A 26,093-nucleotide genomic window follows, 5' to 3' on the forward strand; every position below is an offset into this window, starting at 1 on the left:
CTGCCGCGCCGGCGACTGCAGCAGCGACGGGCGGACGCGTTCCCGTGGCCAGCCGATACGGTCCTGGGGTCAGGCCACCGTCACGCGCAGGACGTAGGGCTCCCCTGTGCTGATGGCCTGGGCCTGCTCGCGCAGGTCCGCGTCCGTGAAGCCGAGCAGCGCTTCGTCGGCGGCGCGGCGCAGCAGCGGAAGGATCTCGGCGAGGGGCCGGCCTCGATGCGTTTCGGCGAGTTCGGCGAAGGCCCGCTGGTAGGGGGCTCCGTATGTGCTCGCACTGTCGGCTAGCAGCCGGTCAAGGTGCTGCCGCTCGATACTGATCTCGCCCATGGCCCGCTCCTTCGGTCCTCCGGGGGCCCGTCCGGTCCGGGCCCTCGTCATCGACGCTACGAGGCTGGTCTGACATCGACCCCCGCCCCGGCACCGGGCGCGTGCCGGTTGATGAGGTCCTGGAGCAGCTCGCGGGTGGGCGGCGGCAGCAGCCCCTCGGTGGCGAGGAGGTGCCACTGGCAGCCGGGCACGAGGCGGTCGAGCCGCCGGTACTCCCCGAGCTGGTAGACCAGCAACAAGGCGTCGAGGGCGTGCTGGGCGGGTGGCCAGTCGCGGGCCTTCAGCGTGCTGAGCACGGCCAGGCCGGCCATCGCGTAGCGGCCGTTCATCCACTCCCCAGCCGCCCCGCCCAGCTGCCCGGCGGCGAGTTCCTCCTCGACCCGGCCACACAGGTCCAGGGCCCACTGCCGGACGTCCTCGGCGGTCTTCCAGGCCTGCGCCAGGTCCTGGAGCGGAGCCGTGGCGGCCAAGTCGCGCAGATGATCGCGGACGTCCCGCACGGGGCCGAGGGCCAGCTGGTTGTCCTCGGTGAGGACCGCGTCGGCGAACTCGGGAACGGCTTTGCGGGTGGTCTCAACGAGGGACGCGATCGGGTTGGCCACCGCGGTGGGGTTCATCGCGCGCAGCAGGTCACCAATGTCCTCCAGGGACATCGTCCCGTTGATGGCCGCGGCGGCCGCGGCCAGTGCGGCGTCCTTGGGCGTGGCAGTTGACGGGCCGGGGTTCTCGTCGAAGGCAGCAAGCTCGGCCGGTGGCCAGGTGTGTCCGGCGGCGCGGACGAGGCGGGCGATGCCTTCGTCGATCCGCCGGGCCCGGGCGGGGACCAGGGTCACGGTTAGGTCGGCGTCGGCGATGTGTTCGGCGAGGGCGTCGAGCCGATGCTCCGGGTCGGTGTCTGGTTCGTCGTCGCCGGGGACGGTGAGGGTGCCCACGGCCGCGGTGAAGGCGGCCCGTACCGTCTGCTCCGGCACCGGGAGACCCTCGCCGAACAAAAGCAGGGCCACATCGTTCGGGCGCTTGCCCTGGCCGCCGTGACGGGCGAGGCCGAGGACGAGGTCGAAGCTCTCCGGCGCTGGCCTGGAGGAGCTGCCCTTGCCGCGGCCCAGGCCTCCGCCGGAGATGTTGCCCGGCAGCAGCCGACGGCTCCTCCAAACCTCCAACATCTTCGCGGTCACGTCGTTGTACCCATGCCGGTGTGCGTGGTCGAGCAGCAGCTGATCCGCCGCGCTCGGGGTGTCAGTGGACATGCCAGGGACGGTACCGGCGCCGCTCACCGCCTCGACCGGGCTTTCACCTCATCCGGCGAGTGCCTGTGGAACGGCAGCAGGATGCCAGCGCCATGACGTAGTGGTGGCGCCTCTCGTTGGAGCCCCCCTACCTCCGCCGGGTCACCGCGCGGTCCTCCCTCTCAAATGGCGTGCAGCAGGTCGCCGCCCCAACCTCCGCAGTTGATCTTTCATTGGCTTCATCGGGTTGCCGCACTTCAGCAAGTACCGGCCTCACGCCTGCCGGCGGGAGGCTCAACAAGGCGACGACCGGCAGGGGTTGCGGGGCTAACCACCCACTCCCGCACTGTGCCGCCCAGGACCCGACGTCAGCGGCGCGACCTCTTCACGCTCCGCCCGTCACCACACAGAGAAGGACACCGACATGCTCACCGACGTGCTCACCGGCTGGACCGCGGAGACCCTGGGCGGCCTCACGCTACTGGCGGGGGCCGCAGCATGGGGCTGGACCCGCCGGCCCCAGACCCCGGCCACCCCCGCAGCGACTCCGGGCACCGGGACCGCGCGACAAGCCCGCACCTACACGCTGCTCGGGGCCCGGGCCGCCGACGGCCAGCCGGTCCACTGGCCCAGCAGCCGCCCCGCCGGCGTCCGGATCAACTGGACCGGCCCGGCGGGGAAACGGGAGGAGTTCGAACTGACCGACGCGGTACTGCCGGACGGCACCTACGCGGCGGAGCGTGTCGGACCGCAGCGCCTATGAGACGGTCCCCAGCTGCCCGCGGCGAACCAGCCTGCGGGCGCGGGCACTGCCTACGGGGCGGGCGTGAAAACGACCTTGGTGTCGCCGCAGCCGGCTGCGATGTCCAGCAGCCGGTCCCTCTCCTGCTCGTCTACGGCCAGGCCCCAGCGGCTCTTGGCCGCGGTCCACTCCGCGCCGTACCGGCACACTGCGTCCGCCGACGGCGGCAGCCACTGGGCCGGATCCTGATCGGACTTGCTGCGGTTCGAACGGGCCGTCACCGCCACCAAGGAACTGTCCTGGCCGAGGTCATTGGCGTACGCCTCCCGGCGCGCCGGCGTCCACGCCGAGGCCCCACTGTCCCAGGCTTCCGCGAGGGGCATCATGTGGTCGATGTCCAGCGCCCCGGCCGGGGTCACTTCCTTCGCATCGTAGTACGACCACCACACCCCGCCCGTCAGCGTGCAGCCCGGGCCGACCTCCGGCGCGACCACCGCCTCCGCGATCAGGACCTCCGCGCGGGTGTTGCAGCCGTCCGACGGATTCACCCCTGAGTTCCAGTGCCGGAAGCTCGTGCGCTGGTAGCCGGTACGGTCCTCCGTCGCGACCTCAAGCGCGGAGACGGCAACGCTTATCGGCACGATCTGCGGTACCGAGGCGGGTCCCGCGTCGGAGGCGTGGGCGGTCGCGGGAAGGGTGAGGGCGAGTGCTGCGGCGGCCGCGGTCGCGGCCCACTTGATCATCATGGGCCGGTTGTACCGGCCTGCACACCATCAGGCACAAGCCCCCGGGGGCGGTTTCACCCTGCCGAGACGTCAGGTTCACCGGCGAAACGCCACTGCATCCGCCGCGCGCAGGAACCGGGCCGGATACGGCACGGTGACGGCATGCGCGGGCCCCGGATCACCAGGGTCCAGCGTCGGCGGCCTCGTCGAGGACAGCCTCACCCCGCCGTGCTGCCGTTCCCGGGCAGCAGGGATGATGCCTCCGTGGCGACCAATCTTGAGCTCTTCGCGGACTACTTCCAGATCCACATCCTGGACGAGGACTCCGACTCCGACTTCAGCGATGTGTGGACTGAGCAGACAGTGTTGGACGGGCTCGGAGTCACTGAAGGTGGTCTGGCGATCGGCACTGACGTCAACTTCACCGTGGCCGTTGCCGTCCATCTCCTCACAGACCAGCCCGGCGATGACAGCGACGACTTCGACCACGTCGTCGAGGCAAGCCTCAACCTGGCCTCGGGACGCCTCGTCGTGCTTGGCTGCACTGACGAATTCGACGCCGCAGCTCGCTTCGACATGCCCGCCAGCTGGACCCGCATCCGGGCTTCCAGGCGTGGCCTCGCCGCTGCGGCCTTCCCCGACCTCGACTGCGAGGACGAGCCCGAAGACACCGAGGAGGTCCGGCTCCAAGCATGGCCGGCTCCGTACTTCGAGCCGCACATCACCAAGCGATGGGCACGTCCCGACGCGGAACCGCTCTCGTGAACCAGCTCTTCGTGTTCACCCTGTCGTCGCACACGAAAAGGGATCTGACTCCCCACCGAGATCAACACTCATGTCCATAGTGAGCGTCGCGAGCCCCCACCTACGTGCTCACACAGAGAGTCGCCTAACACACGGAGCACTCCGCAAGCCACCCCACGGGGGTGCTCCTACGTGTGTCCGGCTCTCTCGGTCAAGCAGACATGGATGGGAGCGTGGATGTCGCCTCTTTCAGCTCAGGCTACGGCCGTGTTCCCGGCGCCGTGGCGGGCGAGGCGGCAGCCTGGACAGCGGAGTCCGCCCGGGAGCCATTCGCACGTCGACCGGGCGGACCGCCTCGTCTCCCCCCTCGCCAAGCAACAGAAGAAGCCCGTGACCCGCTCCCCCTGGGATGGCTTCCCCGTCCTCGACATTCGCGTGTCGACGCGGTCGGAGGCATCGTGACCTCGCCCGAGCGGACGGTCAGCGTGCACGTGGTGGGGTCATGCGGGCTTGAAGGAGGGTGGCGCGGCTGAGTTCGGCGCCCTTGTCGCGTTTCTCGTTGAAGAGGTCGATCAAGCCCTTGGGGGCCTTCCAGTGCTCGTCCAGGTGGATGGTGGCGTCAAGCCGGTCCAGGAGTTGATCGACGACGCAGGCGGCTTCGCTGGGGCGATCTCCCCACCCGTCTCCCCACCACAGGTGCTCGGTCGGTGCGCACGGGGCGGGATGGGTGTGGCCGTCACTGGTGACCACCCACACCGTGTGATGCAAGACGATCTTGGTGAGTTCGGCCCCACCGGGCAGGGACAACGGGGCGTAAAACCGCAGGACGGGCGTGCCGCCGTCGGCGGTGGTACGGAGTACGGGCATGTCGGTCAGCGGATCGATGAGGAAGGCCTCGGCTTTCGTTCCGCGAGCGAGCACCGCGTGGGCGGCGGTGGGGTCGCACATCGTCAGACGTTGGGTCCACCGGGAACTGATGGTGCCCGGTGTTACCGGAACGTCTGTGACGGCGCCGAAGGGCAGCAGGTCTGGTTCACGGCCGAGGGCGATCTCAAGGGCCGCGACGGCGCCGGAGTCCGTGCGCAGGGCGACCTTCTGCCACCCGGGCCGCACGAGTTCCCGGTCTTCCGCCACGGGCAGCGGGTGGCGTCGGGTGTCCGGCACCGCGCCTGCAACTACCTGGTTGGGGGTCTCCCCGTACCCCTCCTTGCAGAAGATCCGCACTTCGAGAGCCGTGTGCTGGATTCGCTCGTTCCGGATGGTGTTGGCCATGTCCGTCGCGGCCGCCCGCGAGGTCACGTCGAAATTTGGGTTGGCTGCGGCCCGACGGAGGATCCGCTCGTCGTCGTTGGCCGGTACCTCGGCTTCCTTCGGCGCGGCGCCCGGCCTCCACTCCCGGATCAGCGTGGATTGGCGCAGGAGGCTGGGCCACCAGGGAAGTACCTGCCCGACGAGTTCCCCGACGTCACCCCAACTCGCCTCGTATTCGATCGCCGGGTGTGCGGTGTCCGCGGCGACCAGGGCAGGTCCGCGGATTCCGACGTCGCCGAACAGCGCGCAGACCGTGGCGATGCCGTCCTTGTTGCCACTGCGGGCGAGGGCGCTGGCGGCTTCGGTTGCGGCCTCGTGTTCGGTGCTGTGCAGGATGCGGATGGTGCCGAGGTCCGTGTTCCAGTCCATGGCGGGACCGTGGGGTGTGTCCCTGTAGCCGGCCCATCGGCCCGGTGCCGGTGCCTGTGGCAGTGGGCGCAGCAGGAGGGCGCCGCGGTGTGCGAACTCCGCCGTCGCGGCGGCCCACGAATAGACCTGGGTGCCGGCCCATACTTCCTCGGGGTCCTGGGTGACCGGGCGGTGCGCCTTCTGGTCGGGTTTCGGAAACTTTTCGTACTTTCGAGCCAGTCGCCACATGCCGAACGCGTTCACGCCCAGCATGCGCTGCACTTCGAGCTTGGTCAGATAGCTGCTGCTCACGGCCATACCGCTGCTCCTCACCGTTCCGCGCGAGCCGTGGTGGCTCCCGGCCGATCATGAGGCGCCATGGAGGCCGCTATGGCCCGTTCTGCAGCTCCTGCCCGGTTCTCCACCCGCCTTTGGCCGAGAAGCAACCAGCCCAAAAGGAACCTTGTGGCGGAGGTGGCGGGCGGGGGCTGTCCAGATACGGGCACGCGACTCCCCGGCGCCCGGCCGGGGGGCGCCGGGCATTTTCCGATGACTGCCCGCATCGGGGCATGCACGGCATGAGGCACCGAGGACGCCCCGGGAGAGGGAATCTCCGTGTTCGCGAGTCTGGAGACGCCGGCCGCAGGGATACACATGTACCGGTGTGACCCGACTCCGGTGGCCGCACTTCGTGGACCGCGCCGCCGAGCCGGATCAGGTGACCGTGACGCGCAGGACGTACGGTTCGCCCATCCTGATGGCATGCGCCTATTGCGTCCGTGAAACCTGGTCGGCGGCTGCCCCCTCGGCGCTATCGGCTCATCGCAGCTGCAGAGACATTCCTGCCCTTGTGCTGCCGCACCAGCCCCCGTGCGCGGGCTATTGGGGCAGCAGCTCGTTCAGGTGCCGGGCCACCGTGCCTCCCTGCCCGTCGGGCATGTTGAACCACAGGTCGCCCATGCCGCCGCCGACAGCCGGTCGGTCCTCCATCGGCGCAGCACCAATCACGTCCAGCAACTCCACCACCCGCTGATGCGGAACCTTGCGAGCCCGCTCGACTATCCCCTCGGAGCGCAGCGCATCCATCAGCAGCGTCACCAGCATGACCGCGCTGCGCTGATGGACCGGGTCGGGGCTGGTCATCATCGGGTGGCCGCTGATCATCGTCTCGCGGGCTTCGGCGCTGCACACCGTGTACCGGACCATCACGTCACCGCGCTGGCCGTAGATGATCGCCCCGGGTCGGCTGCGGGCGCCGGGGTCGGTGGAATCGACCGTGCGGCCGACGAACGGGCCGTCGCCCTGCCGGGTGAGCTCGGGGAACTGTTGGATGGTCGGGTCCACGGTGCGGCCGGGCAGCTCGACCAGGCAATGGCCATAAAAGTTGCTGCCCTCCCAGTAGGGATCCTTCCTGCCGTACGAGACCTTGGTGGCACCGGACGGTGTGAGGACCTCCAGCGTCACGGGCCACACCTCGCTGTCCAGGCCCAGGAGTTGGTAGGCGTGGTGGAGGGTGAGCACGGAGTCGACGCACACGTTGGCGCGTTTTCCTACTTGGATGGTGCAGAGCAGGAACGGCAGCGCCAGCTCGATCAGGGCGTCTGGCGGGGCCAGAGTGAGGATCTTTCCGGCGGCTTCGGTGGTGCCTGACCCGAAACGGCCAGGGATGAACGTGGGCCGGACGGAACGGGGCGCGGTGGCCCGTAGGCCGCGCGGCTGCCGGTTCGGAGAACGACGGCTCTTCTTGGTCATCGGCGGAGCGTACGAGCAGAGGTCCGGGCCTGGAAGAGGGCGTCCACCGGGGCGGCCCCGGAACGCATGAAGTCGGACACCCCGTCTTCAACCGGGCGGGACCAGAATGCGAGCAGACCCGTCCTCGCGGATGCGGCCCTGCTTCGGCCCGGTCACCGGCGCCGGGCACGCGCGTGGAGTGAGGCCGTCGTCACGTCCCTGCGCCTGATCGCCCAGGACGTCGGGAGCTGCGGCCTGGACGCGACCGACCTCCGCAAGGCCGCTGACGCCGCCCAGGCCGGCGCGCAGGTCCTGGACGAGGTCGCGGTGCCGCGGCTGCTGACTGGGGACCTGTGGACGGTGACACCATGCTCGCGACCGCCCCGGTCCCGACGATCTGCGGTGTCCTGGACATGGACCGCACCTGGTGGGGGGATCCGGAGGCGGACTGGACGGTGCGGATGGCCCGGGCCAAGCGGGACGCCCGTCTGGCGTTCTTCGACTCCTACGGCCGCCCGGAGGAGTCCGAGGCCTCCCGGTGGCGGCGGCACGTGTACGAGGTGCGCCACCTCGGGGCGCTGCGTCTGGGGCGGCACCGACTCGGCAACGACAGCGGCTTCCGGGATTCCTATCCGCTGGTGGCCGAGGAGTTGTCGGCGCTCACGTCCTGACGCCGACGGGCGCCTCCCTGCCCGGGAGGCGCCCGTCGGGTGGCGCGGTCACAAAGTTGGTAGGGCCCGGCCGAGGGCGGAGGCGACGGCCCGCGGGTGGACGAGGCCGGCGCGGACGAGGTGGGTCTGGTCATCGGCGCAGTCGACGATGGTGAGGTGGTTGGCCGCCGGGCAGACGCCGCCGTCCATGACGACCGCGTCGAGGCCGGCGCCGGTGAGGAACTCTTCGACCTCGGCGAGGGTGATGGCCGGGCCGCGGTCGTCGGGCCCGGCGTCACCGGAGACGTTGACGGTGGTAGCCGCGAGCAGTCCGGGAACCGCTCGGGCGAGAGCGCCCAGGGGGCCGGGGGCGTGGGTGGTCAGGGCGGGTGAGCCGACGACGGTGTAGCGGGCGGCGTCGGCCGGGTCTCGCCAGGACAGGAACAGGGCGAGGTCACCGGGCCAGAACGCGGCGGCCAGGCGCTCGGCGTCGGGGGTGAAGTGCAGCAGGTCGCGGGCCCGGTCCTGGTCGGGGACGACGAGAGCGAGGGGCTTGTTCTTGGGGCGCTGCTTGCCTTCGAGTATGGCCTTGCAGGCGTCGGGGTTGGCGGCGTCGGCGCAGATCATGTACCAGCGGGCAGTGGGGACGATGACGAGGCGTCCGGCTGCGATGGCGGCTGCGGCAGTGTCGATGTCGGTGGTCGGGATGACCTGCACGATGGTGTCCTTTCTGGTCAGGAGTTCAGGGCCGGGTAGTCGAGCCAGGGGTCGCGCAGCGCGTCGAGGCGCCGGGTGGCGTGCTGGGTGTGGGAGACGCGGAAGTAGGCCATCAGCCGGGGCGTGGCGGTGTGGTTGGTGCCGACGGCGTGCGGGACCAGGTGGTGCATGAAGAGGACGTCGCCGACCTCGGCGAGGAGCGGGACGCCGTCGGCGGTGTCGATGTCCGGGGGGACTTGGTCGGTGATGCCGCGGGCCCATTCGGTGGCGAACCAGCGGGACATCGTCAGGTGCCCGCCCGGGACGTAGTGGAGGGCTCCGGCGTCGGGGCGGGTGATCGGGGAGAGGACGACGCCGACCAGGAGGGAGAAGGTGCGCAGTTCGGCGGGGTCGAGGTGGGGGCAGCCGACGCCGTCCACGTGCATCGTCTTCTCCGGCTGGGCGGCTGCCGGCTGGTCGGCGGGGATGCGGATCTGGACCTGGGTGGTGGTGATCGGGGCCGGGTCGGTCAGGAGGTCGGTGGCGATGTCCCTGGCGCCGGTGGCGGTGTAGAGGTCGAGGAGGGCCGGGTGCTGGCCGTGTTCGGGGGCGAAGGTGCGCTGGGTGTACTCGGTCAGGCGGTCGGGGTCGTAGTCCTTGGCGTACCAGGTGGTGATGAGGTCGCGGGCCGGGCTGGTGCGGGCGTCGGCGGCGAGGCCGCGGCGGACGAACATGCCGTCGCGTCGGAATCGGGTGCGCTCGGAGTCGGTCACGAGCATGGGCTCTTCCTTCCGGTGAGGGCTTCCAGAGCGGGCACGGCGGCGGCCACGGCCTCGTCCAGGAGGCGGGCGCCGAGAGCGGGGGTCGCGGTGCGCGGGTCGTTGCCGACGACCCCGGCGGCGGCGATGCGCGGATCGCCTGAAGACCAGGGCCAGCTCACGCCCCGGTCGGTGACCTGTCGGCGAATCTCGTCGGCGTCCTGCGGCGGGTGGTCGGCGAATTGGTCGAGGCGGACCGTGCTGGGCGCGAGGTGGAGCATGAGTGCCGTCTCGTGGAGGCCGGCGTGGATCTCCGGCCGGTCACCGGCTGGGAGGTGGGCCAGGGCCAGGGGGTGCAGGACGCACACGCTGATGTCGTGGGCGTGGCCGAGTTCGTAGACCAGGGCGGCCAGGACACCACGGTTGCCGCCGTGCCCGTTGACCAGGACCAGGTGGCGGGCCGTCGTGGCGCGCACGTACTGGGCGACGAGGGTGTGCAGGAGGGTGGTGAACTCGGTGATGGTCAGCGACAGGGTGCCGGGGGCCCAGACGTGCTCGGGGGCTATGCCGTACGGGACGGCGGGCAGCTGCCACAGGTCGAAGGCCTCGCCGTGCGCGGCGACCAGGTGGCGGGTGAATGTCTCGGCGATGACGGTATCGGTGGCAAGGGGTAAGTGGGGGCCGTGCTGTTCGGTGGAGCCCACGGGCAGGCACAGCGCCGAGGCGGCCTGCACGCGGGTAGGGAGGTCGGCGGCGGTCAGCCGGTCGAGCTGGCGGTGACCGCCGCCGGGGCCGGTCATGCGCTGCGCCGTCCGACGCGGACGAGGAACTCGTTGCTCTCGTGGAAGGTGTCGTCCTCGGAGAACCCGCGGAGGGTCTTCTGCACGGCGGTCTCGAACTCCTCCAGCCGGTCGCCGAACAGGGCGGGGGCGGCGAAGCTGGTGGAGTACAGGTAGCCGAGGATGCCCACGGTGTTCCAGGTGCGGGTGACCGGGACGGTGAACTCCTCGACCTGGTTGAACGGGGACTCCTCCATGATCTCGCTGTAGGGGCGGTTGTGGTGCTGGAAGGTGCCGCCGCCCGCGCGGCGTTCCTCGCCGAGGAAGTCCTTGATGACCTGCTTGACCGCGGCCTTCCAGTCGCTCTCGGCGGCCCAGAAGCTGCGGTCGGCGAACACGGCCACCGCACCGCCGTCGGCGACCTGGGAGTCCAGCAGGGCGAGTACGCCGGCCTGGTCGAGCCAGTGGAAGGCGCGGCAGATGGTGACCAGGTCGGCCTTCCACCCGGCCGGGGGGCGGAAGTCCTCAGCGGTGGAGGTGACCAGCGACAGGGTGGTGCCCTGCGGGACCTTGGGGCGGAGCGCCTCCTCGGCGGTGGCGATCATGTCGGGGTCGTTGTCGCAGGCGATGATGTCGGTGAAGTACGGCATCAGTGCTTCGGCGACCAGGCCGGTGCCGGTGCCGACGTCCAGCAATCGGCGCGGCTGGCGGTCGGGCGCGTAGGCGGCAAGGCGGTTGGCGAGGTCGTCGGGGATGCCGGGGCGGTACTGGCGGTAGTAGCTGGAGGTCCCGGTGAACAGGCTCATGACGTGGTCCCTTCGGGGGTGTTGAGGGTGCGGATGAGGGCGGCCGCGTCGGCGAGGGTGGCGGCCACATGGACATGCTGCCGCCCGAAGGTGGGCGGTGTGTCGGGAATGGGCCGGTTCTTGGAGATCCACACCGGGACGGCGCCGGCGTCGAGGGCGCCCAGGACGTCACAGGCCCAGTCATCGCCGATGTGAATCATGCTGGCCGGTGCCACGCCGTGCCGTTCGGCGACGGTGAGGAAGGCGCGCGGGTCGGGCTTGGCGTAGCCGAGGGTGCAGGAGGGGAACAGGTCGGTGACCCAGGGCGCGAGGCGTTGACGCAACCCTTCGGTGTCGGCGTCCACGCAGGTGACGTTGGACAGGGTGACGACCGGCGCGATGCCGGCCAGCTCGCGCAGGGCGTCGAGGGCGTACGGGTACAGGGTCAGCGGGGCGGCCGGCAGGTCGCGGGGGAAGTCAGCCGGCTCGATGCCGAGGGCATCGGCGAGTTCGGCGGCGAGAGCGTCGGTGATCTCGGGCTGGGTATGCAGGCGGCCCCGCATGACGGCGCGCGCCTGGTCGGCGGGCAGGGGTGAGGCGGCGGTGAGCTGCATGGTCAGGCCGGGGCCGTCGGCTTCGCCGATGGTGCCGCCGACGTCCACGCTGATCAGCTTCACAGGGTGGGTCACTCGGGGTCTCCTTGGAGGGCGGGCAGGCCGGTGACGATGGCGGCCAGGCGGTCGGTGCGGATGGCGGGGGTGGTGGCCTCGCCGAGGAAGGTCAGGGCGTAGCGCAGCTCGGCGTCGTCCAGGGCGTCGAGGTCACGGCCGGTGGCCTGCGCTGCGGAGCGCAGGTCGTCGGGGATGTCGCGCGGGCGCTGGCCGTGGCGCATGTGCAGGGTTGCCGTCCAGTTCACCGGGAGGCCGTCGGGAAGCGGCTGGGTGGGTTGGAGGGTGGTGCTGTCGTCGAGGGTCGTGATCCGCACCGGGATGTCGTGGCCGTCCAGGTCGAGGCTGCCGGTGAGGAAGGTGTCGTGCCCTTCCAGGCGGGACTCCAGCACGAGGAACGGGCCGGTGGCGGCGGGGACAGTGTGGCCGCGTACGGGCAGGGAGCGGGGCGCGTTCAGCATCGGGTGCTCCGTGGTGTGGCCCCCAGGCCGGGGACGGTGGGCAGGGTGAGGTGTCCGCGGTCGGGTTCGATGGGGTGGGCGTAGAGGTGCTGGCGGCCGGGTTCCCACTGCTGTCGGTACTCGACGGCCAGGACCCGATCGGGGCGGGCGGCAGCCAGGTGAAGGCCGGGCTGGAGGGAGCGCCCGTGCGGGAAGACGGGGACGGTGGTGCGTGCCAGGATCCGCCGGGCGGCGGTGAGGCCGCCGCAGCCGACGACGTCGAGGGTGAGCGCAGCCGGCCGGATCCCGGCGAGAACGGCGGGCACGTCGTCGGCCAGGGTGAGGCGCTCCCCCACCGCCAGCGGCAGGGTGCGCAGTTGCTGGTAGGCGCTAGGGTCGTGGGTCGCGGCCGGGTCCTCCAGCCAGACCAGGGCCGCGGGGTCGGCGGCCGCGGCGAACTCGGCCGCGATGGCCGGCGGCCACGTGCCGACGGCATCGGCTGCGACCGGCTCAGCGGCCGCGGCGGCGTGTACGGCGTCGGCGAGCGCTCCCCCGCCGGCTCCCGGGTGGCCGCGCAGTCCCCATTTGGTGAAGGCCCAGCCCTGGGCGCTGATCTCGGGGATGAGGTCGGCGGTGGCGGGGTCGAGGAGGTCGCGGGTCAGCCACGACGAGTACGCGGGGATCCGGTGCTCCAGCAGGTCGTCGGTCAGCAGCGCGGCTACGGGCCGGTGCTCAGCACCCGCGTGCAGATCCCAGGCCGCGCAGTCCAGCGCGCCGACCGCCCACGACCCGCTGCGGAAGCAGGGTGCCCCTTGGACCAGGCGGTCCTGGAGGTCTTCGTGGTCGGTGGCGTCGGCGCCGAGGAGGACGGGGGCCAGGTGGCGAGCGGCGCGGGCGACCTGGTCGGCGAGAGGCCCGTACCAGCCGGCAGCCTGGCCGGAGCGGACCGCGACGAACAGTGAATCGTCGCCCGGCCCGGCGTGCGCGGCGAGATCGGCGAAGTCCACGGCGTCGATCACCAGGCGTTGCATCGCGCCCTCGCCTTCAGCAGGCGCCCGGCGGCGGCGAGCAGGCCCTCGGCTGTCATCCCGGCCGCGGCCGCGATGTCCTCCTGGGAGCGGGGGCCTTCGGTCTCCCGCCAGCCGATCACCTCGACCGGCCGGGCGATCCGCGCCTTCAGGAGAGACCAGATGGCGGCCGGGTGACCAAGGGTGACGACCAGCACCGCCGCGTCCTCGCCGAGCAGGGCGTCCAGTTCGCTAGCAGGCAGCCCGGCGGGCCACACGGCGGGGTCGCCGAGCACGGTCAGGTCGAGTACCGACACCACCCGCACCGCCACGCCAAGCTCCGCCCGGATCTGGGGCAGCGCCTCGGCGGTGACTGCGGCGGGGAGGTCTCCGCACACCACCAGGGTCAGGGCTGCGGGCTGGACGTCGGACAGGTGTGGCCAGACGGCGGTCCCACGGGTCACCTCCTCGCGAAGTGTGTCGGCGGGGACGGCCGGCAGGGGGTGCTTGCCCGCGACGATCACGTTGAGCTGGCCCGTGCTCGTGAAGGCGTCGTCCAGGACGGCTGCGAGCCGGGCCGGGTCGGCTGGAGTCAACACCCGTATGGCCGGGTCTTCCAGGGCGAGGAGCATCGTCGTGAGCGACGGGTCGCCGTGGGTGTAGGTGTTGTGCCATCCGTAGGAGGTCAGGAGCAGGTTCCAGCTTGGCCTCGGGGCGGCGCCGGGCATCCGCTGCTGCTTGAGCAGGGACACGATCCCGGTCGCCAGGAGCGGGGCGAACGCCTCGTACGAGATCAGGACCCCGCGGCCGCCGGCCGCGTTGAAGCCGGCCAGCTGCTCGCCCAGGACCTCCTCCGCGAGCACCTCCGTGGTCCACGGCTGTCCGGCGAGTTCCGGAAGGCGGTTGGAAGCGAGTTCGTCCGGGCTGAATACCCGGAAGTCTCCGGCACGGGCGTGATCGTGGACCACGGTGGTGACGGCGTCGGAGAACGAAGCGGGCTGCCGCGCCAGAGCGGCAACCCGCGGCGCCGGAACTGGGCGCCGCGCCTTCAGCCGGGGCCAGGCGGTCGCGGAGAGGGCAGCGGTCAGGCCGGGGCCCGGGCGGCCGCCGTCGGTGAACAGCTCCTCAGGCCGGTACGAGGACAGCCACTCCTGCAGGGCCTGCGCCTGGGCGGGGTCGGTGGCGGCCCGGGCGAGCGGGGTCTTGTGCGCGCGGGCAGTTCCGAGGACCCGCCGTCCGTTCACGATGTCCGGGCCGCTCCACCCTTTGACGCACCGCATGAACAGCACGGTCCGGCGCCCGGCCAGGGTGTTGGTGACGGCCTGGGCAAGTTCGGAGGCGAAGGCGTCGTGCCCGTCGTCCGGAACGGTGACGGTGCGGGCGTGCCAGCCGAGCCCGGCCGCGTACGTGCCCAGGGCCCGCTCGTCGAAGGCGGCCAGGAGGCTGGGTGCCCCCATGCGGAAGCCGTTGAGGTTGACGATCGGCAGCACCGGGGTGCCGGGCAGGGCGTGGGCTGCGAGCCAGGCCGCGGCGGTGGTCGGGGTCTCGCACTCGCCGTCGCCGAGGATCGGCACGATCACCCGGCTGGCGTCGGGCGCGAGCGCGGCGCCCTGGGCGAAGGGCAGGCACCCACCGAGCCGGCCGCCGAGGAAGTCACCGCCGGGCAGGGCCGGGGTGACCTCGGAGCCGAGGCCGGCCACCTCGGGGAAGGAGCGGCATAGGCGAAGCAGGCCCCGCTCGTCGCGGGGGAACTGCGGGCGCGCTGCGGCCAGGTGGCCGGTGAGCCAGCCCGCGGCGATCTGCGCGACTCCCGCGTGGCCGGCGCCCAGCAGCGGGACCAGCGAGGTGGCGCCGGTCCCGGACAGCAGGGCGACGTGGGCCAGGGTCCAGGCGGTCCCGGGGACGGTGCCCCAGTGCCCGGCCGGGCACGCCTTGACGTCCTCGGGGCTGAGCGGGCGGCGCAGCAGCACATTGTCCTGAAGGTGGATCTGCGCGGCGGCCACGTAGGTCTGCGCCCGCCACAGCAGTTCCGCCGCGTTGCCGGGGCTGGTCATGCGGGGACCAGCCGTTCGGGCCCGAAGGTGAAGTGCCACAGGGGCCGGTAGCACTCCCAGGCCTTGGGGCGCAGTCCGGTCGGGCCAAGGATGTCCTCCAGGACGGCGCGGGCCTTCAGGTAGAAGGCTAGGTCGGTGGCGCCGGGGGCCCGGAGGCCGGCCATGATCCGGTTGTGGGCCTGGTAGACCTGCAGGTTCGGGAACTCGGTCACGTGCGGGGCGAGATCGCGGACACCGTCCTCCATGGCGGCCAGGTCGTCGAGCCCGACGATGTACGTGAACGACGCGTCATGGCCGGCGCGTATGGCCCGGCGCAGCACGCGCGGCATCTGCCTCCGGGTGAGCTCCGCCTTGGAGGCCTTCAGGAGCAGGTCGCGGCGGGTGAAGCACTCGGCGGTCATACGCAGAACGAACGGGCCAGCGGTACGGGCCAGGGTGTCGAAGGCGGACTGGGTGCGCAGCACGGAGGTGAGGAATCCGATCCTGGCGGTGATGCCGGCCTCGGTCAGCACGGTGCGCAGGTCGCCAAGGTGGTCGACGGCGGCCTGTTCGCGTTCGAAGCAGCCGGTGGAGACGGTGACCTCTTCCAGGTCGGCCAGGGTGCCGGCCGGGTGCTGGTGGGCCATGGCGTCGAGGAGTTCGCGGACCGCGCGCTGCTCGGACAGGCGGGGGTCGGCGGCGGCTTCCAGGGTGTTGGGGCAGAACGCGCAGCCGACGCAGCGGCTGCGGGCGTTGGGGTTGAGGGTCGCGGCCCGGCCGCTGTTGCGGAAGTAGCCGCCCACGGCCTCGTCGGTGTCGACCCGCGTCACGGTGGCGACGGCGATCCCGGCGAGGAGGAGCGTGTCCTCATCGAGGACGAACGGCGAGGCGGAGGCGTTGAGCGGCACGATCACCTGCCACGGCACCGCGGGCGCCGAGTCCAGGCGGATCAGGACCCGTGCCCGGTGGCGGTTCAGAGGCGAGCTGATGCCGTGCAGATTGATCGCCATGAGGAGCGCGTCCTCGACGGGCACGCCGTGGCGGGCGGCGAGGGCGTCCATGCGGTCTAAGTCGGTGGTGTGGGATTCACGCGGTGTGGTGGCAGGCACAGGGGCCCTCCATCCGGTCAGGGGACGGACGCGGTGAACTTCCGTACGGTGCAGGCTCGGTTACCTGCGGGCAAGAGGCCGTGGCGCCGATGGCCGGCCGATGTGCGGTGGTGCCCGTCCCCGGCTGCTCGACCTGTCCAGGGTTGTTCAGCCGGGGACGGTGCCCGGTCCGGCGGTGCTGTCCTTCGGGGTGCCGGGCCGGGATTCTGGCCGGTGACGGCGCGGGCCGTGGAGCGCCGCGCTGCCACCGGAGTTCAGAGGGTGGGGCGGGGGCGGGAGCCGCAGCGGCAGGCCCTCGTGTCGGCGGTTTGCGCCGCCGGTTGAACGGTGGTGCTGTCCGCCGTGTCGTTGGCCGGCCGGTGAGGCGGCTGTACTTCGGCGGAGGCATGGTTCGGGATGGTGATCGAGGAGCGGACGGAGGTAGCGCCGTCGGCCTGGTCGGCGCAGGAAAGGGCGAGGACGGCCAGGCCGAGCACGTTGCCTGTCGTCAGCAGCAGTCCGGCGATCGTGTTCCCGTCCGGCCGCCGGGCGTGCCGGCGCTTTCGGGGAGGGTTGAGGTGGGTGGGGCCGTGTAACTCGCCCCAGTCGCCGGTGCTCACGACGACGCCTGGTCGGTGGTGAGTTCGACCCAGACCCGTTTGCCGGTGGCAAGCCGGTCGCTGCCCCATCGGGTGGCCAGCCGGTCGATGAGCTGGAGCCCGCGGCCGGCCTCGGCGTCGGGGTCGGGGTCGGCGGGCGCCGGAGTGGCGCGGCTGGTGTCGGTGACCACGATCCGTACGCGGTCGGGGTGGCGGGTGACCGAGACACCGACCCGTCCGGTGCGGGTGTGCCGGATGGCGTTGGTGACGAGCTCGGAGGTGATCAGCTGGGCGTCGTCGACCAGGTGATCGAGGCCCCAGGTGTGGAGGCAGAGGGTGACGTCGCGTCGGGCTCGGGAGGGTGCGGTGTCGCGGGGCGAGTAGCCGTCGCTGTAGCGCTGGGGTCCGGTGGGGGCTGCTTCCACGTCTTCCGCCAGGGCGCCGGTCACCGGGCGGCCCTTCCGGCGTTGCGGTTCTGTATGGCGGGAGCGTGGAGCCGGTGGGTGAGGCCGAGCGCGGCGGTGGCCGGGCGGTGGGTTCGGGGTGTGCGAGTGGGGCTCTGGCTCATGGGTGGCCTCGGCGAGTTGGGAGCGGGTGTCGGGGCGCGGCCTCGTGTCCCCGGCGGGGCGAGGGCACGAGGCCGGTGGGCCGGGCCATGCTCGAACCCGGCCGTTCTGGGGCCGCGACCTACCATCTCAGCGTGATCATCTGCTGACACTTGGTCACGGCGTCACGTTGGAAGAATGCACCCGATGCCGCGATGCCTGCAACCATTGCAACCAAACTCGCAACGAATGAAGGGCTGTTCGATCGACTTCCGATCCCCGGGCCGGGCAGACTGACCCGGCAAGAGGACGTCGCACCCCGGAAGGGGAAGATCCGCCCCCGCGTCAACCGGTCAGCCCGCAGAGAGGTTCAACTTCCCGTGCCCACACCGCCGCTTGTGCAGACCGTGCGCAGACGCCGTCTCGGCAGCGCGCTGCGAACCTTCAGGAAGAACGCCGGCTTCAACACCTCCGACAGCGCCGCGCAGGCGGTCGGCTGGGACGGCAGCAAGATCAACCGGATCGAGAACGCCAAGGCGCACCTGCCGATCAAGGACGTGAAGCCGCTTCTGGAGGCGTACGGGGTCACCGACGAGACGGTAGTCACCGCCATGGAGGAGCTGGCCCGGGACGCCAACAAGGTCGGCTGGTGGAGCAACTACGGCGACCTGCCCGAGACCAACTACAAGGACTACATCGGCCTGGAGGAGGACGCGGAGTCGACCCGGATCTACCTGCCCGGCCTGATCCCCGGCCTGCTCCAGATCCCCCAGTACTCCCGCGAGATCATCACAGCGACCGCCATCACCCGGGACAGCGACGAAGTCTCCGCGCTCGTGGAGATGCGCAAGAAGCGCCAGGCCATCCTCACCGACACCAGCCGGCTCGGCGGACCTCTCCACCTGTGGGCCGTGATCCACGAGGCGACCCTGCACTACCGGTCCGCGACCCATCCCTCGCTGATGCGCGAACAGCTGCGCCACCTGCTCGACATGGCCGAGCTGCGCAACATCACCATCCAGGTGATGCCGATACTCGCCAACCCGCACCCCGGGATGGTGGGCCCGTTCCACATCGTCCGGTTCCCCCACCCCTGGCCCACCGTGGTCAGCGTGGAGACCATCCGCGGCGGGACCTTCGCCGAGGGCACCGACGACGTGAAGGTCTACGAAGCCGCCTTCGAGCGCATCGTGGCCGAAGCACTCCCCGTCAACGACTCGCGGGAGAAGATCAAAACCATCATGGAGAAGTCATGAACACGAACAGGCTGTACGCCACCGACCTGCCCGAAGCTCAGTGGCGCAAGTCGTCGTTCAGCGACGGCGGCGAGCAGTGCGTCGAGATCGCCGACGTCAGGCCAACCCGCGGCTTCATCGCCGTCCGCGACTCGAAGAGGCCGACGGGACCGGCCATCGCCTTCACCCAGGCCGCCTTCACCGCCTTCCTGCCGCACGCGGCACGCGAACACACCCCCACGGCCTGACCAGGCCACAGAACGGCCAAGGCCCGGATTCCCCCAGCCCGCAGCGGGGGGAATCCGGGCCTTGCCTGCATGGCTATACCCCGTCAGCGCTTGCCCTACGTCAGCCGTCAATTCCCTCGGGTACGGGACGGACCATCGCCTCACGATCATCAGCCTCTCGGTCTCCCGTCGATTCCCGCGTACGGGCCAGACTCCGATGTCCGTCTCGCTATACGGCATGTGGGGTCGTCGATTCCCGCGCGTACGGGCAGGACTGCGGCTCGCGAGCCGCAGGTAACGCCCATAGGGCCGCCGATTCCCTTGCTTACGGGCAGGACGTTGGGCAGGCCCGGACCGGAGGGCGACACCTCCGACGATTCCCGTGTGTACGGGCCGGACTCGCGGCAAATGCGAATCTTGGCGGTAGTGCTGCGGCGATTCCCATGCGCCGGGGCGGACGCGAGGATGGTCGCGATAAGGGCGTTGCGGGCCCGGTGATCCCGTGCATACGGGCTGGACGTCATGGGGGGCCAGCAACCCGATGCCTGTCTACCGGCGATTCCCGCGTGTACGGACCGGACGTGGTTCCCGCAGTCTGGCCGAGGATGCCCGCCCGTCAATTCCCGTACGTACGGGACGGGCACCGGCCGATGCGCCTACCCATGCCACCTGCTCCGCTGACTACCGCCTGCCCGGTAAAACACGCACACGGTCGGCGGCGCGGTCGTAGCCTTCCGCTGAGACGGGCTTGTCAAGTCGATGTAACCGTCATGGTTTCGCCAATTCCCGCACAGACGGGCCGGACAGGGCCTTCTCGATCCGCTTGCCATACGTGAGCCGTCGATTCCCACAAGTACGGGACCAGACCTTCGACCGTGGATCCCAGACGCTCATTCACCGCTTCTCGCGTGCACGGGACAGACACCGGCGTCGACCCGATCCGCCACGACCTGCTCCGCCGATTCCCGCGGGTACGGGACGTACTTGTTGTGGTATCGGTAGTCGCTGCTCGTGTCCCGTCGATTCCCGCATGTACGGGCCGGACGACACCACGGGCCTGCCAGTCGTCCTGCGGATCCGACGATTCCCGCACGTACGGGCGGACGTTGTCGCCGGCGAAGCCGTCCGTCCTGGTCCGCCGATTCCCGCGGGTAGCGCCGAGACTGCCGAGGTCGGCGCGCGCTTCCTCGTTGGCCAGCAGGTGCCGGTGATTCCCGTGCCTACGGCCCGGACGGTACCTCGCGGTCATGAGACGGGACGGAAGCCCGTCGATTCCCGCACGTACGGGCCGGGCTCGTGATCAGGATGGAACCGGGGCGCCCCTGTCTGTCGATTCCCCGCGTGTACGGACCGGATTTCATCCGCGCGGAGATGGAGGGCAAGAGCATCCGTTGATTCCCGTGCGTACGGGCCGGACTTTTCCGCAAGCTTGGCCTCGGCCTCCAGCGTCCGTCGATTCCCGCGCGCAAGAAACGAACACTCCCGGCTTAGCAAGGGTCAACCCTTCCATCCGTCGATTCCCGCACCGCAGGGCGGCCAGATGGGAGACGACCTGGAGCGCGGCGTCACCCCGTCGATTCCCGCACGTGCGGGATGGCGTTGCGCGGTGGTCCGGGCCCCCTTCACGCGCGTGTGAGGGCAGCCTTGAGCTGCCATCGTGTTCGGCGCGGGTCAGCCAGCGATTCCCGTGCGTACGGGTGGGACGCAGTAAGGAGGATCCACCTGTTCGCCGTGACCCGGCGATTCCCGTGCGTACGGGCCGGACGGATACGACCAGCTGACGCACGAACTCGTCTGCTGGCGATTCCCGCTCGTACAGGCAGGACTCCCCCATGCGGACCTCTCCGTTGCACCGCACCGGCGATTCCCGTGCGTACGGGCAGGACCCGAGTCCCGGGGGAGTGGTGACGGTGGGGTTCCGGCGATTCCCGTGCGTACGGACAGGCCGTACCGGCGATCACGACGTGGAGGGCGCCCAGCCGGCGATTCCCGTGCGTACGGGCAGTACCACTGAGCGACCGTGCCGTAGCCCTCCGCCTCCCGGCGATTCCCGTGCGTACGGGCAGGACCGGTTCGCCGCGGAGGAGTCAGCCGAGCTGGACCGTCGATCCCCACGCGTACGGGCCGGACAGGGCGAGAGCCGAGCAAGTAACCCCGCTCGACCGTCGATTCCCGCGCTTACGGGCCCTGACTCGGCCGGAGCGTCGAGCGTCTCGGCGGCAGGTCGTCGATTCCGTGCGTACCGGCCGGACAGGCGCTTGTAGCGGTCGGCCAGGTCGACGGCCCGTCTATTCCCGCGCGTACGGGTCGGACATGGCGCCCTCGCAGTCGGGACCTGCGGGTTTCCGTCGATTCCCGTGTGTACGGGCCGGACTTCGGCTTCGGCTCCTGGCGGGGGCTTGCGCGGCCGTCGATTCCCACGCGTACGGGCCGGACAGAGCGGCGATTCCGAGGGCGAGGGCCCATTCCCGTCGATTCCCGCGCGTAGGCCGGACTACCGGCCGTTCGACGGGCGGTCGCCCTTCGCCCGTCGATCGTCCTTCTTCTTGCTGACCTTCTTCTTCGCCCGTCGATTCCCGCGCGTACGGGCTAGACAGGCCGGCCCGCTTCGGGCGGGTGTCTTGCGGCCGTCGATTCGCGTGCGTGCGGGGTGGACTGCGCGCCAATTGTCGGGTGTCCAGGATCGGGCCGGGCCGGACACACCGGGCTTCGCGATAGTCAGCCCCTCCATCCGTCGATTCCCGTGCGTGCGGGCCGGACAGCTTCTTGACGTCGCGCCGCTTCCACAGCGGCCGTCGATTCCCGTACGCACCGGGGCACCGGGGCACCGGGGCACCGGGCACCGGGCACCGGTGCCATCCTTGGCCAGCGGTACCGTCGTTTCCCGCGCGTACGGGTTGGACATAGGGCCACGGGGCTGCGCTGTCGTGGAACGCCCGCCGATTCCCGCGCATACGGGTTGGACCACCATCAGCACCAGGCCGTCGTGATCGACAGCCGTCGATTCCCGCGCGCACGGGTGGGACACCGACACGGCGGACGTGGGCGACGGCTGGATCCGTCGATTCCCGCGCGCAGGGGTTGGACACCCGAGCCGCCAGCGGCCTCGGTCGCGATGGATGTCGATTCCCCGCGCACGGGTGGGACTGCACGCTTGTCTTGGACGTGCTGCCCGCCAGCCGTCGATTCTCGCGTGTACAGGCCAGACGACGGCGAGCGCGTCCCCTTCGACCTTCTGACCCGTAGATTCCCGCGTGTACGGGGTGGACCTTCACGACGGCGGAATTGCATTCCTCATCGACCGTCGATTCCCGCGTGTACTGGCCCGACGTGCAGGTCAACTGGCCTTCACCGGACACTGATCGTCGATTCCCTCGCGTACGGGCCGGACTCCTGGTCCGTGGTCCCGGTGCCGGCGGTCGGCCGTCGATTCCCGTACGTCCGGGCCGGACGTCCCCAGGTACGCTGATCAAAGCGTTGGGTCCCGTCGATTCCCGCGCTGACGGGCCGGACACCGCCGCCGAGGGCATCGGCCAGACCATCGTCCGTCGATTCCCGCGCTTACGGGCCGGACACGGGGCGGCCGTTCTTGTCGACCGGCATTCGCCGTCGATTCCCGCGCTGACGGGCCGGACGAGGGTGTCGGTGTCGGTGATGGCCCTCGCCCCCGTCGATTCCCGCGCTGACGGGCCGGACACTTCGTGGCCTGCGGGTATTGAAGTGCTTTGCTCGCTCTTGACTTGTTGGGTGGGCAGCGCAGCGTGCAGTGGACGAGGCGTGGCAGCTGGTGCGCCTCGCTGGGGGTTCGTCGCACACCCGCTGGTGCTCCACCGTAACTCTGCAGCGGGCGCCGGACTGTGCGCCGTGCCGCATGCATGACCGGCGCTTGGCCGCCGGGATCTATCGCGCTTGGCCGGATGGTGCCCGTGGTCATGTCACGGTGATGCGGAGGTTATAGGACCGGCCCGTCCTGATGGCTTCCGCCTGTTCTTGGAGGTCGGCGTCGGTGAAGTCGAGGTGCGCGCGTCGGGCTGCGGTCTTTAGGAGCGGAATGATTTCGGTGACGGGCCTGCCGTGATGGTGATCAGCGAGCTGGGCGAAGGCCAGTTGGTAGGGCATGCGGTGGATGCCCTGGCTGTCGGCGAGTACCCGGCTCAGGTCATTCTTGTTCACTTTCACGTGGCCCATGGCGTGGTCTCCTCGTGGAGTGGAGTCCGGCTTGTCCGGTTCCTTGGCCATGACGGTACGACTGGGTTCTGACAGTCGCGCTGGGACTCCTCATGGCTGGTAGCTGGGGCGAGGCCGTGTCTCCGGCCCCGCCCCTGACTGGTTCCCTGCCGTGAGGGAGGTGGGAGCTGCAAAGCGGGCAGTCTTCCCGTTGATTCCCGCAGGTGCGGGATGTCACGAAGCTACCGGTGGTTGTGGGCGCCTTCGGCGGGACAGGCCCGTCTGTGGGGTGTAGGTCAGATGCGCGAGGCGTCGGTCTACCGGGTGGCCGTCGGGTGTGAGCAGCAGGGTGGGCTGGTCGCTGAGTGATCGTGCGGGTTCGGGTTTGGTCCAGGTGGTGGGGTGGGGCAGGTCGTTGGGGCCGGTCCAGTAGTGGGGGACGCGGACGGTGTTTAGGAGGAAGTGGCGGCGTTGGATGCGGTGGGCTTCTCGGTCCTGGTCCGCGTAGGGGTGGTAGCGCTGGAGGTCTGCCGGCTCCTTGCCTTCGGGGTCCCAGGTGATGCGGTCTGGGTGCTGGTAGAGGCCGATGACGTCGATGGAGGGGGTGCCGAGGCGTGAGCGGGCGGCGAGGTGGGCGGGGTGGCTGGGGTCGTCGTCGGCGCCATGGCTGGGGCCGGAGGCGAGGTCCTCGTAGGTGATGGGTTCTCCGTCTGGGTGGTAGGGCCACAGTTCTCGTCCTTCGGCGGCGCTGCGTTCGTCTCGCAGGCGGCGCCGCCAGTGCGGATAGAGCGTGCGGAGCATCTGGTGAATCGGAGTGTCGCCGTCTGGGGGTGGTGTGCTGTAGAGGGCGGTGAGGATGCGCTGTGTGTCGGCGGGGCTGGTCAGGGTGAGGGGCGCGTGGGCCGGCATGTGCTGGTGCAGGGCGTGCCAGGTCGCGGCCAGGATGTACGGGTCGTAGACGCCTGGGGCGCCGGGGCGGGGCAGGCGGGGCAGCCCGTCCTCGCCGGAAGTCCACAGGACGTGGGTGAGTGGTGCGAGGTGTCTGTGGTTGGGGCGGTTGACGGTGTGCCGCCACTGGCGTCCGCGGCGCTGCAGAAGGAGGTCGAAGGGGCACAGGTCGGTGTAGAGGTGGTCGGTGTCGTAGTCGAGGCTCTGTTCCAGGACCTGGGTGCCGATGAGCAGGAGACGTGCGGGGCGTACTGGGTTGGCGGAGTTGGCCCGAAGAGCGGGGTCGGGGTGGGGGCCGAGTTTGCCTTCGAGGCTGGCCTGGTGGTGGGCGCGGTCGCTTTCGAAGTAGCGGCCGTGGAGCAGGAGGATCTCCTCGGGATTCCAGCCGTGCTCTTCCGCTTGATCCAGGACGGCCTGGTGGAGGTCTTCGGCACGGACGAAGGTGTTGCGAATGACGGTGGTGATGCCGGTGGTGTGCTGGGTGAGGAGGCGGCGTGCCAGGGCGTTGGGGCCGGGGTCTGTGAGGAGGCGGACGCGTGTGCGGTGCTTGCGCCGGCTCTTGCCGCGAGCGGGGGTCAGGGTCCGGCAGCGGCCCTGGTTGTCGACGACCGTGATGGGCCCGCCGGGCTTCGGGTCGGAGGGTTTGGTCTGCAGGCCTGAGCACCAGGCGGCGACAAGGGCGTGGCGCTGGTTGGCGGGGAGGGTGGCGGAGAGGACGACGATGCTGGCGCCCGCGTCGGCGAGCCAGGCGATGGCCGCGCCGAGCAGTTGCTGCTGGTAGAGCTCGTAGGCGTGGGCTTCGTCGATGACAACCGTCTTGTTGGCCAGTCCGTAGAGGCGCAGGAACCAGTGGCGGGCCTTTTGTGGGGCGAGGACGAGCTGGTCGATGGTGCCGACGCCGAAGCAGCTGAGGAGGCCGCGGCTGCGCTGCTCGTACCAGGCGTTGAGGACGACGGAGGCCGGCTGGTGGGAGTCGGGGTCGTCGCAGGTGGTCAGATTGATGAGGTGGGGGTCGGTGGTGGCTGCGGATGCGTTTTGGAGTTCGCGGCTGATCTCGGAGATGTAGGCGCTTCCGTGGACGACGGCGAGGTTGGCGGCTTCGCGGCTGCCGAGGATCACGGTCAGGTAGTCCCGGTAGCGGCGGGCGAGCTGGTCACTTGCGGCTCGTAGCGGGAGGGCGAAGTAGGCGCCGTGGTAGCCGCAGGTGAGGGCCAGGCGGTGGGTGAGGTATTGGGCGATCTCCGTTTTTCCGCCGCCGGTGGTGTCTTCGACGAGCACCAGGCTCTGGCTGGCGATGCGGGCGTCGATGACAGCTTTCTGGGCGGGGCGGGGCAGGGGGGTGTCGGGCATCTGCTCGGCCCAGGTCATCTCGGTGGGCTGCCAGCGGTGCAGGCGCAGGTCCCGGATTGCGGTGGCGGCTTCGGTTCGGCTGCTGTGCCACCAGAGGTCGGTGTCGGTGCCGGCGGTTTCGGGGGTGCGGTAGGTGAAGCGGGATTCGTCTGAGGCGATCCAGTCGCTGTGGACGACCAGGCCGGCGAAGAGCGCCAGGACGCTGGGCCGCTCGGGTCGTACGAGGGCGGGGAGTTCGGCGAGGTCTACGTCGAGGAGGCGGGCGAGTTCGTTCAGGAGGTCGCGGTGGATACGCCGCCAGGCCGGGGTGAGGTCGCATTCGGCGGCGCCGATGCCGCTGGAGTTGGGGATGTGGCCGTGGTGTCCGCCCAGGAGCGCGGCGATGACGTGCAGGCCTTCCAGCTCTGGGCCGTTCTGGAGCGTGTCGTCCGTGCAGCAGGTGCAGCCGAGGAGGGCGGGCAGGTAGCGGGCGGTGACGTGGGCGTGCGGCGGGGCGGGACGGTGAAGGCCGTCGAGCGGAAGGCCGTGGGCTTTGGCCTGGGCGAGCCAGAAGCGGCCGTGGGTGGCGAGTTCGGGGTTCTGGCTTTGGAGGAAGCGCAGTTGGTTGGCCCGGTTGGCTTTGCCCGGCATGTCGTGGGCGGCGGCGAGGAGCATCAGGACGCGGCGGGCCGTGGCGACGTCTCCGGCGCCGAACGCCTCGGCGAGGCGGGCGCGGACCGGGGCGGCCAGGTAGTGGTCGAACAGCTCACCGCACACGGCAGCGGTGTCCAGGCAGTGGGCGAGCAGTGTGTTCCAGGCGGGTCCGCCGCGTTTGCGGCTGAGGCCGAACCGGTCGGTTTTCGCCCAGAGCCAGAGCCAGGCGAGTGAACATGGCGCGTCGTGTTCCGGATTGCAGCCCTGCTGCGCAAGAGGCTGTGCCCCGCGAACCCGACAAGGAAGAGTGTCCACTTTGGCCACCATTCAC

At 70.6% G+C, this 26,093-nt stretch carries 23 protein-coding genes; 5 read left to right on the forward strand and 18 right to left on the reverse strand.

Annotated elements, in window-relative coordinates:
* Nucleotides 1–69: 69 nt before the first annotated feature.
* Both ACLJTM_RS31840 and ACLJTM_RS31845 read right to left on the reverse strand, forming a co-directional pair.
* On the reverse strand, nt 70–327 hold the full coding sequence (locus ACLJTM_RS31840; protein WP_411107270.1) for a hypothetical protein: 258 nt from the start codon (nt 325–327) through the stop codon (nt 70–72).
* A 56-nt stretch (nt 328–383) separates the two neighbouring features.
* On the reverse strand, nt 384–1,574 hold the full coding sequence (locus tag ACLJTM_RS31845; RefSeq protein ID WP_411107271.1) for a hypothetical protein: 1,191 nt from the start codon (nt 1,572–1,574) through the stop codon (nt 384–386).
* A 403-nt stretch (nt 1,575–1,977) separates the two neighbouring features.
* Here ACLJTM_RS31845 and ACLJTM_RS31850 point away from each other — a divergent pair, with 403 nt between their 5' ends.
* Entirely contained in the window at nt 1,978–2,316 is a 339-nt protein-coding gene (locus tag ACLJTM_RS31850) for a hypothetical protein (RefSeq protein WP_411107272.1), read from the forward strand.
* A gap of 50 nt (nt 2,317–2,366) precedes the next feature.
* Here the strand turns inward: ACLJTM_RS31850 and ACLJTM_RS31855 are convergent, their stop codons facing one another.
* Nucleotides 2,367–3,041: an HNH endonuclease family protein gene (locus ACLJTM_RS31855; RefSeq protein WP_411107273.1), complete on the reverse strand. Its 675-nt coding sequence runs from the start codon at nt 3,039–3,041 to the stop codon at nt 2,367–2,369.
* Between the two features lie 243 nt (nt 3,042–3,284).
* Here ACLJTM_RS31855 and ACLJTM_RS31860 point away from each other — a divergent pair, with 243 nt between their 5' ends.
* Entirely contained in the window at nt 3,285–3,785 is a 501-nt protein-coding gene (locus ACLJTM_RS31860; RefSeq protein WP_411107274.1) for a hypothetical protein, read from the forward strand.
* 459 nt (nt 3,786–4,244) lie between these two features.
* Here the strand turns inward: ACLJTM_RS31860 and ACLJTM_RS31865 are convergent, their stop codons facing one another.
* Together ACLJTM_RS31865 and ACLJTM_RS31870 are read right to left on the reverse strand one after the other, a co-directional pair.
* Complete coding sequence (locus tag ACLJTM_RS31865; protein ID WP_411107275.1) at nt 4,245–5,741, reverse strand: hypothetical protein; 1,497 nt, start codon at nt 5,739–5,741, stop codon at nt 4,245–4,247.
* Between the two features lie 561 nt (nt 5,742–6,302).
* Entirely contained in the window at nt 6,303–7,175 is an 873-nt protein-coding gene (locus ACLJTM_RS31870) for a hypothetical protein (RefSeq protein ID WP_411107276.1), read from the reverse strand.
* A 347-nt stretch (nt 7,176–7,522) separates the two neighbouring features.
* Between ACLJTM_RS31870 and ACLJTM_RS31875 the strand changes: the two genes are divergently transcribed.
* Nucleotides 7,523–7,825: a hypothetical protein gene (locus tag ACLJTM_RS31875; protein WP_411107277.1), complete on the forward strand. Its 303-nt coding sequence runs from the start codon at nt 7,523–7,525 to the stop codon at nt 7,823–7,825.
* A gap of 48 nt (nt 7,826–7,873) precedes the next feature.
* Here ACLJTM_RS31875 and ACLJTM_RS31880 read toward each other — a convergent pair whose 3' ends face one another.
* The 11 genes from ACLJTM_RS31880 to ACLJTM_RS31930 form a co-directional block, all read right to left on the reverse strand.
* Nucleotides 7,874–8,521 (reverse strand): L-threonylcarbamoyladenylate synthase, encoded by a 648-nt coding sequence (locus ACLJTM_RS31880; RefSeq protein ID WP_411107278.1) that lies wholly within the window; start codon nt 8,519–8,521, stop codon nt 7,874–7,876.
* Between the two features lie 17 nt (nt 8,522–8,538).
* On the reverse strand, nt 8,539–9,279 hold the full coding sequence (locus tag ACLJTM_RS31885) for a phytanoyl-CoA dioxygenase family protein (RefSeq protein ID WP_411107279.1): 741 nt from the start codon (nt 9,277–9,279) through the stop codon (nt 8,539–8,541).
* Nucleotides 9,270–10,058, reverse strand: coding sequence for a creatininase family protein (locus ACLJTM_RS31890; RefSeq protein ID WP_411107280.1), 789 nt, complete (start codon nt 10,056–10,058; stop codon nt 9,270–9,272). The genes ACLJTM_RS31885 and ACLJTM_RS31890 overlap by 10 nt, the downstream gene beginning before the upstream one ends.
* Entirely contained in the window at nt 10,055–10,843 is a 789-nt protein-coding gene (locus ACLJTM_RS31895; protein WP_411107281.1) for a class I SAM-dependent methyltransferase, read from the reverse strand. The genes ACLJTM_RS31890 and ACLJTM_RS31895 overlap by 4 nt, the downstream gene beginning before the upstream one ends.
* On the reverse strand, nt 10,840–11,511 hold the full coding sequence (locus ACLJTM_RS31900; RefSeq protein WP_411107282.1) for an HAD family hydrolase: 672 nt from the start codon (nt 11,509–11,511) through the stop codon (nt 10,840–10,842). Before ACLJTM_RS31900 ends, ACLJTM_RS31895 begins: the two co-directional genes overlap by 4 nt.
* Entirely contained in the window at nt 11,508–11,951 is a 444-nt protein-coding gene (locus ACLJTM_RS31905; RefSeq protein ID WP_411107283.1) for a hypothetical protein, read from the reverse strand. The genes ACLJTM_RS31900 and ACLJTM_RS31905 overlap by 4 nt, the downstream gene beginning before the upstream one ends.
* A complete protein-coding gene (locus ACLJTM_RS31910; RefSeq protein WP_411107284.1) occupies nt 11,945–12,961 on the reverse strand; it encodes an enolase C-terminal domain-like protein in 1,017 nt (338 codons plus the stop codon). The genes ACLJTM_RS31905 and ACLJTM_RS31910 overlap by 7 nt, the downstream gene beginning before the upstream one ends.
* Complete coding sequence (locus ACLJTM_RS31915) at nt 12,946–14,991, reverse strand: hypothetical protein (RefSeq protein ID WP_411107285.1); 2,046 nt, start codon at nt 14,989–14,991, stop codon at nt 12,946–12,948. Before ACLJTM_RS31915 ends, ACLJTM_RS31910 begins: the two co-directional genes overlap by 16 nt.
* A complete protein-coding gene (locus tag ACLJTM_RS31920; protein ID WP_411107286.1) occupies nt 14,988–16,031 on the reverse strand; it encodes a hypothetical protein in 1,044 nt (347 codons plus the stop codon). The genes ACLJTM_RS31915 and ACLJTM_RS31920 overlap by 4 nt, the downstream gene beginning before the upstream one ends.
* A gap of 302 nt (nt 16,032–16,333) precedes the next feature.
* A complete protein-coding gene (locus ACLJTM_RS31925; protein WP_411107287.1) occupies nt 16,334–16,678 on the reverse strand; it encodes a hypothetical protein in 345 nt (114 codons plus the stop codon).
* A complete protein-coding gene (locus ACLJTM_RS31930; protein ID WP_411107288.1) occupies nt 16,675–17,106 on the reverse strand; it encodes an ATP-binding protein in 432 nt (143 codons plus the stop codon). Before ACLJTM_RS31930 ends, ACLJTM_RS31925 begins: the two co-directional genes overlap by 4 nt.
* 503 nt (nt 17,107–17,609) lie before the next feature.
* Here ACLJTM_RS31930 and ACLJTM_RS31935 point away from each other — a divergent pair.
* Both ACLJTM_RS31935 and ACLJTM_RS31940 read left to right on the forward strand, forming a co-directional pair.
* Entirely contained in the window at nt 17,610–18,458 is an 849-nt protein-coding gene (locus ACLJTM_RS31935; protein ID WP_411107289.1) for a helix-turn-helix domain-containing protein, read from the forward strand.
* Complete coding sequence (locus ACLJTM_RS31940) at nt 18,455–18,685, forward strand: DUF397 domain-containing protein (RefSeq protein WP_411107290.1); 231 nt, start codon at nt 18,455–18,457, stop codon at nt 18,683–18,685. The genes ACLJTM_RS31935 and ACLJTM_RS31940 overlap by 4 nt, the downstream gene beginning before the upstream one ends.
* A 3,909-nt stretch (nt 18,686–22,594) precedes the next feature.
* Here the strand turns inward: ACLJTM_RS31940 and ACLJTM_RS31945 are convergent.
* A complete protein-coding gene (locus ACLJTM_RS31945; protein WP_411107291.1) occupies nt 22,595–22,852 on the reverse strand; it encodes a hypothetical protein in 258 nt (85 codons plus the stop codon).
* 213 nt (nt 22,853–23,065) lie between these two features.
* A complete protein-coding gene (gene cas3 / locus ACLJTM_RS31950; protein WP_411107292.1) occupies nt 23,066–26,089 on the reverse strand; it encodes a CRISPR-associated helicase Cas3' in 3,024 nt (1,007 codons plus the stop codon).
* Nucleotides 26,090–26,093: the final 4 nt, after the last annotated feature.

Source organism: Streptomyces sp. cmx-4-9 (genome assembly GCF_046548835.1).
Classification (GTDB): Bacteria; Actinomycetota; Actinomycetes; order Streptomycetales; family Streptomycetaceae; genus Streptomyces.

Coding starts and splice junctions, on each gene's coding strand:
- ACLJTM_RS31840 (WP_411107270.1), bottom strand. CDS start 327: ATGGGCGAGATCAGTATCGAGCGGCAGCACCTTGACCGGCTGCTAGCC.
- ACLJTM_RS31845 (WP_411107271.1), bottom strand. CDS start 1,574: ATGTCCACTGACACCCCGAGCGCGGCGGATCAGCTGCTGCTCGACCAC.
- ACLJTM_RS31850 (WP_411107272.1), top strand. CDS start 1,978: ATGCTCACCGACGTGCTCACCGGCTGGACCGCGGAGACCCTGGGCGGC.
- ACLJTM_RS31855 (WP_411107273.1), bottom strand. CDS start 3,041: ATGATGATCAAGTGGGCCGCGACCGCGGCCGCCGCAGCACTCGCCCTC.
- ACLJTM_RS31865 (WP_411107275.1), bottom strand. CDS start 5,741: ATGGCCGTGAGCAGCAGCTATCTGACCAAGCTCGAAGTGCAGCGCATG.
- ACLJTM_RS31870 (WP_411107276.1), bottom strand. CDS start 7,175: ATGACCAAGAAGAGCCGTCGTTCTCCGAACCGGCAGCCGCGCGGCCTA.
- ACLJTM_RS31875 (WP_411107277.1), top strand. CDS start 7,523: ATGCTCGCGACCGCCCCGGTCCCGACGATCTGCGGTGTCCTGGACATG.
- ACLJTM_RS31885 (WP_411107279.1), bottom strand. CDS start 9,279: ATGCTCGTGACCGACTCCGAGCGCACCCGATTCCGACGCGACGGCATG.
- ACLJTM_RS31890 (WP_411107280.1), bottom strand. CDS start 10,058: ATGACCGGCCCCGGCGGCGGTCACCGCCAGCTCGACCGGCTGACCGCC.
- ACLJTM_RS31895 (WP_411107281.1), bottom strand. CDS start 10,843: ATGAGCCTGTTCACCGGGACCTCCAGCTACTACCGCCAGTACCGCCCC.
- ACLJTM_RS31905 (WP_411107283.1), bottom strand. CDS start 11,951: ATGCTGAACGCGCCCCGCTCCCTGCCCGTACGCGGCCACACTGTCCCC.
- ACLJTM_RS31910 (WP_411107284.1), bottom strand. CDS start 12,961: ATGCAACGCCTGGTGATCGACGCCGTGGACTTCGCCGATCTCGCCGCG.
- ACLJTM_RS31915 (WP_411107285.1), bottom strand. CDS start 14,991: ATGACCAGCCCCGGCAACGCGGCGGAACTGCTGTGGCGGGCGCAGACC.
- ACLJTM_RS31920 (WP_411107286.1), bottom strand. CDS start 16,031: ATGGACGCCCTCGCCGCCCGCCACGGCGTGCCCGTCGAGGACGCGCTC.
- ACLJTM_RS31940 (WP_411107290.1), top strand. CDS start 18,455: ATGAACACGAACAGGCTGTACGCCACCGACCTGCCCGAAGCTCAGTGG.
- ACLJTM_RS31945 (WP_411107291.1), bottom strand. CDS start 22,852: ATGGGCCACGTGAAAGTGAACAAGAATGACCTGAGCCGGGTACTCGCC.
- cas3 (WP_411107292.1), bottom strand. CDS start 26,089: ATGGTGGCCAAAGTGGACACTCTTCCTTGTCGGGTTCGCGGGGCACAG.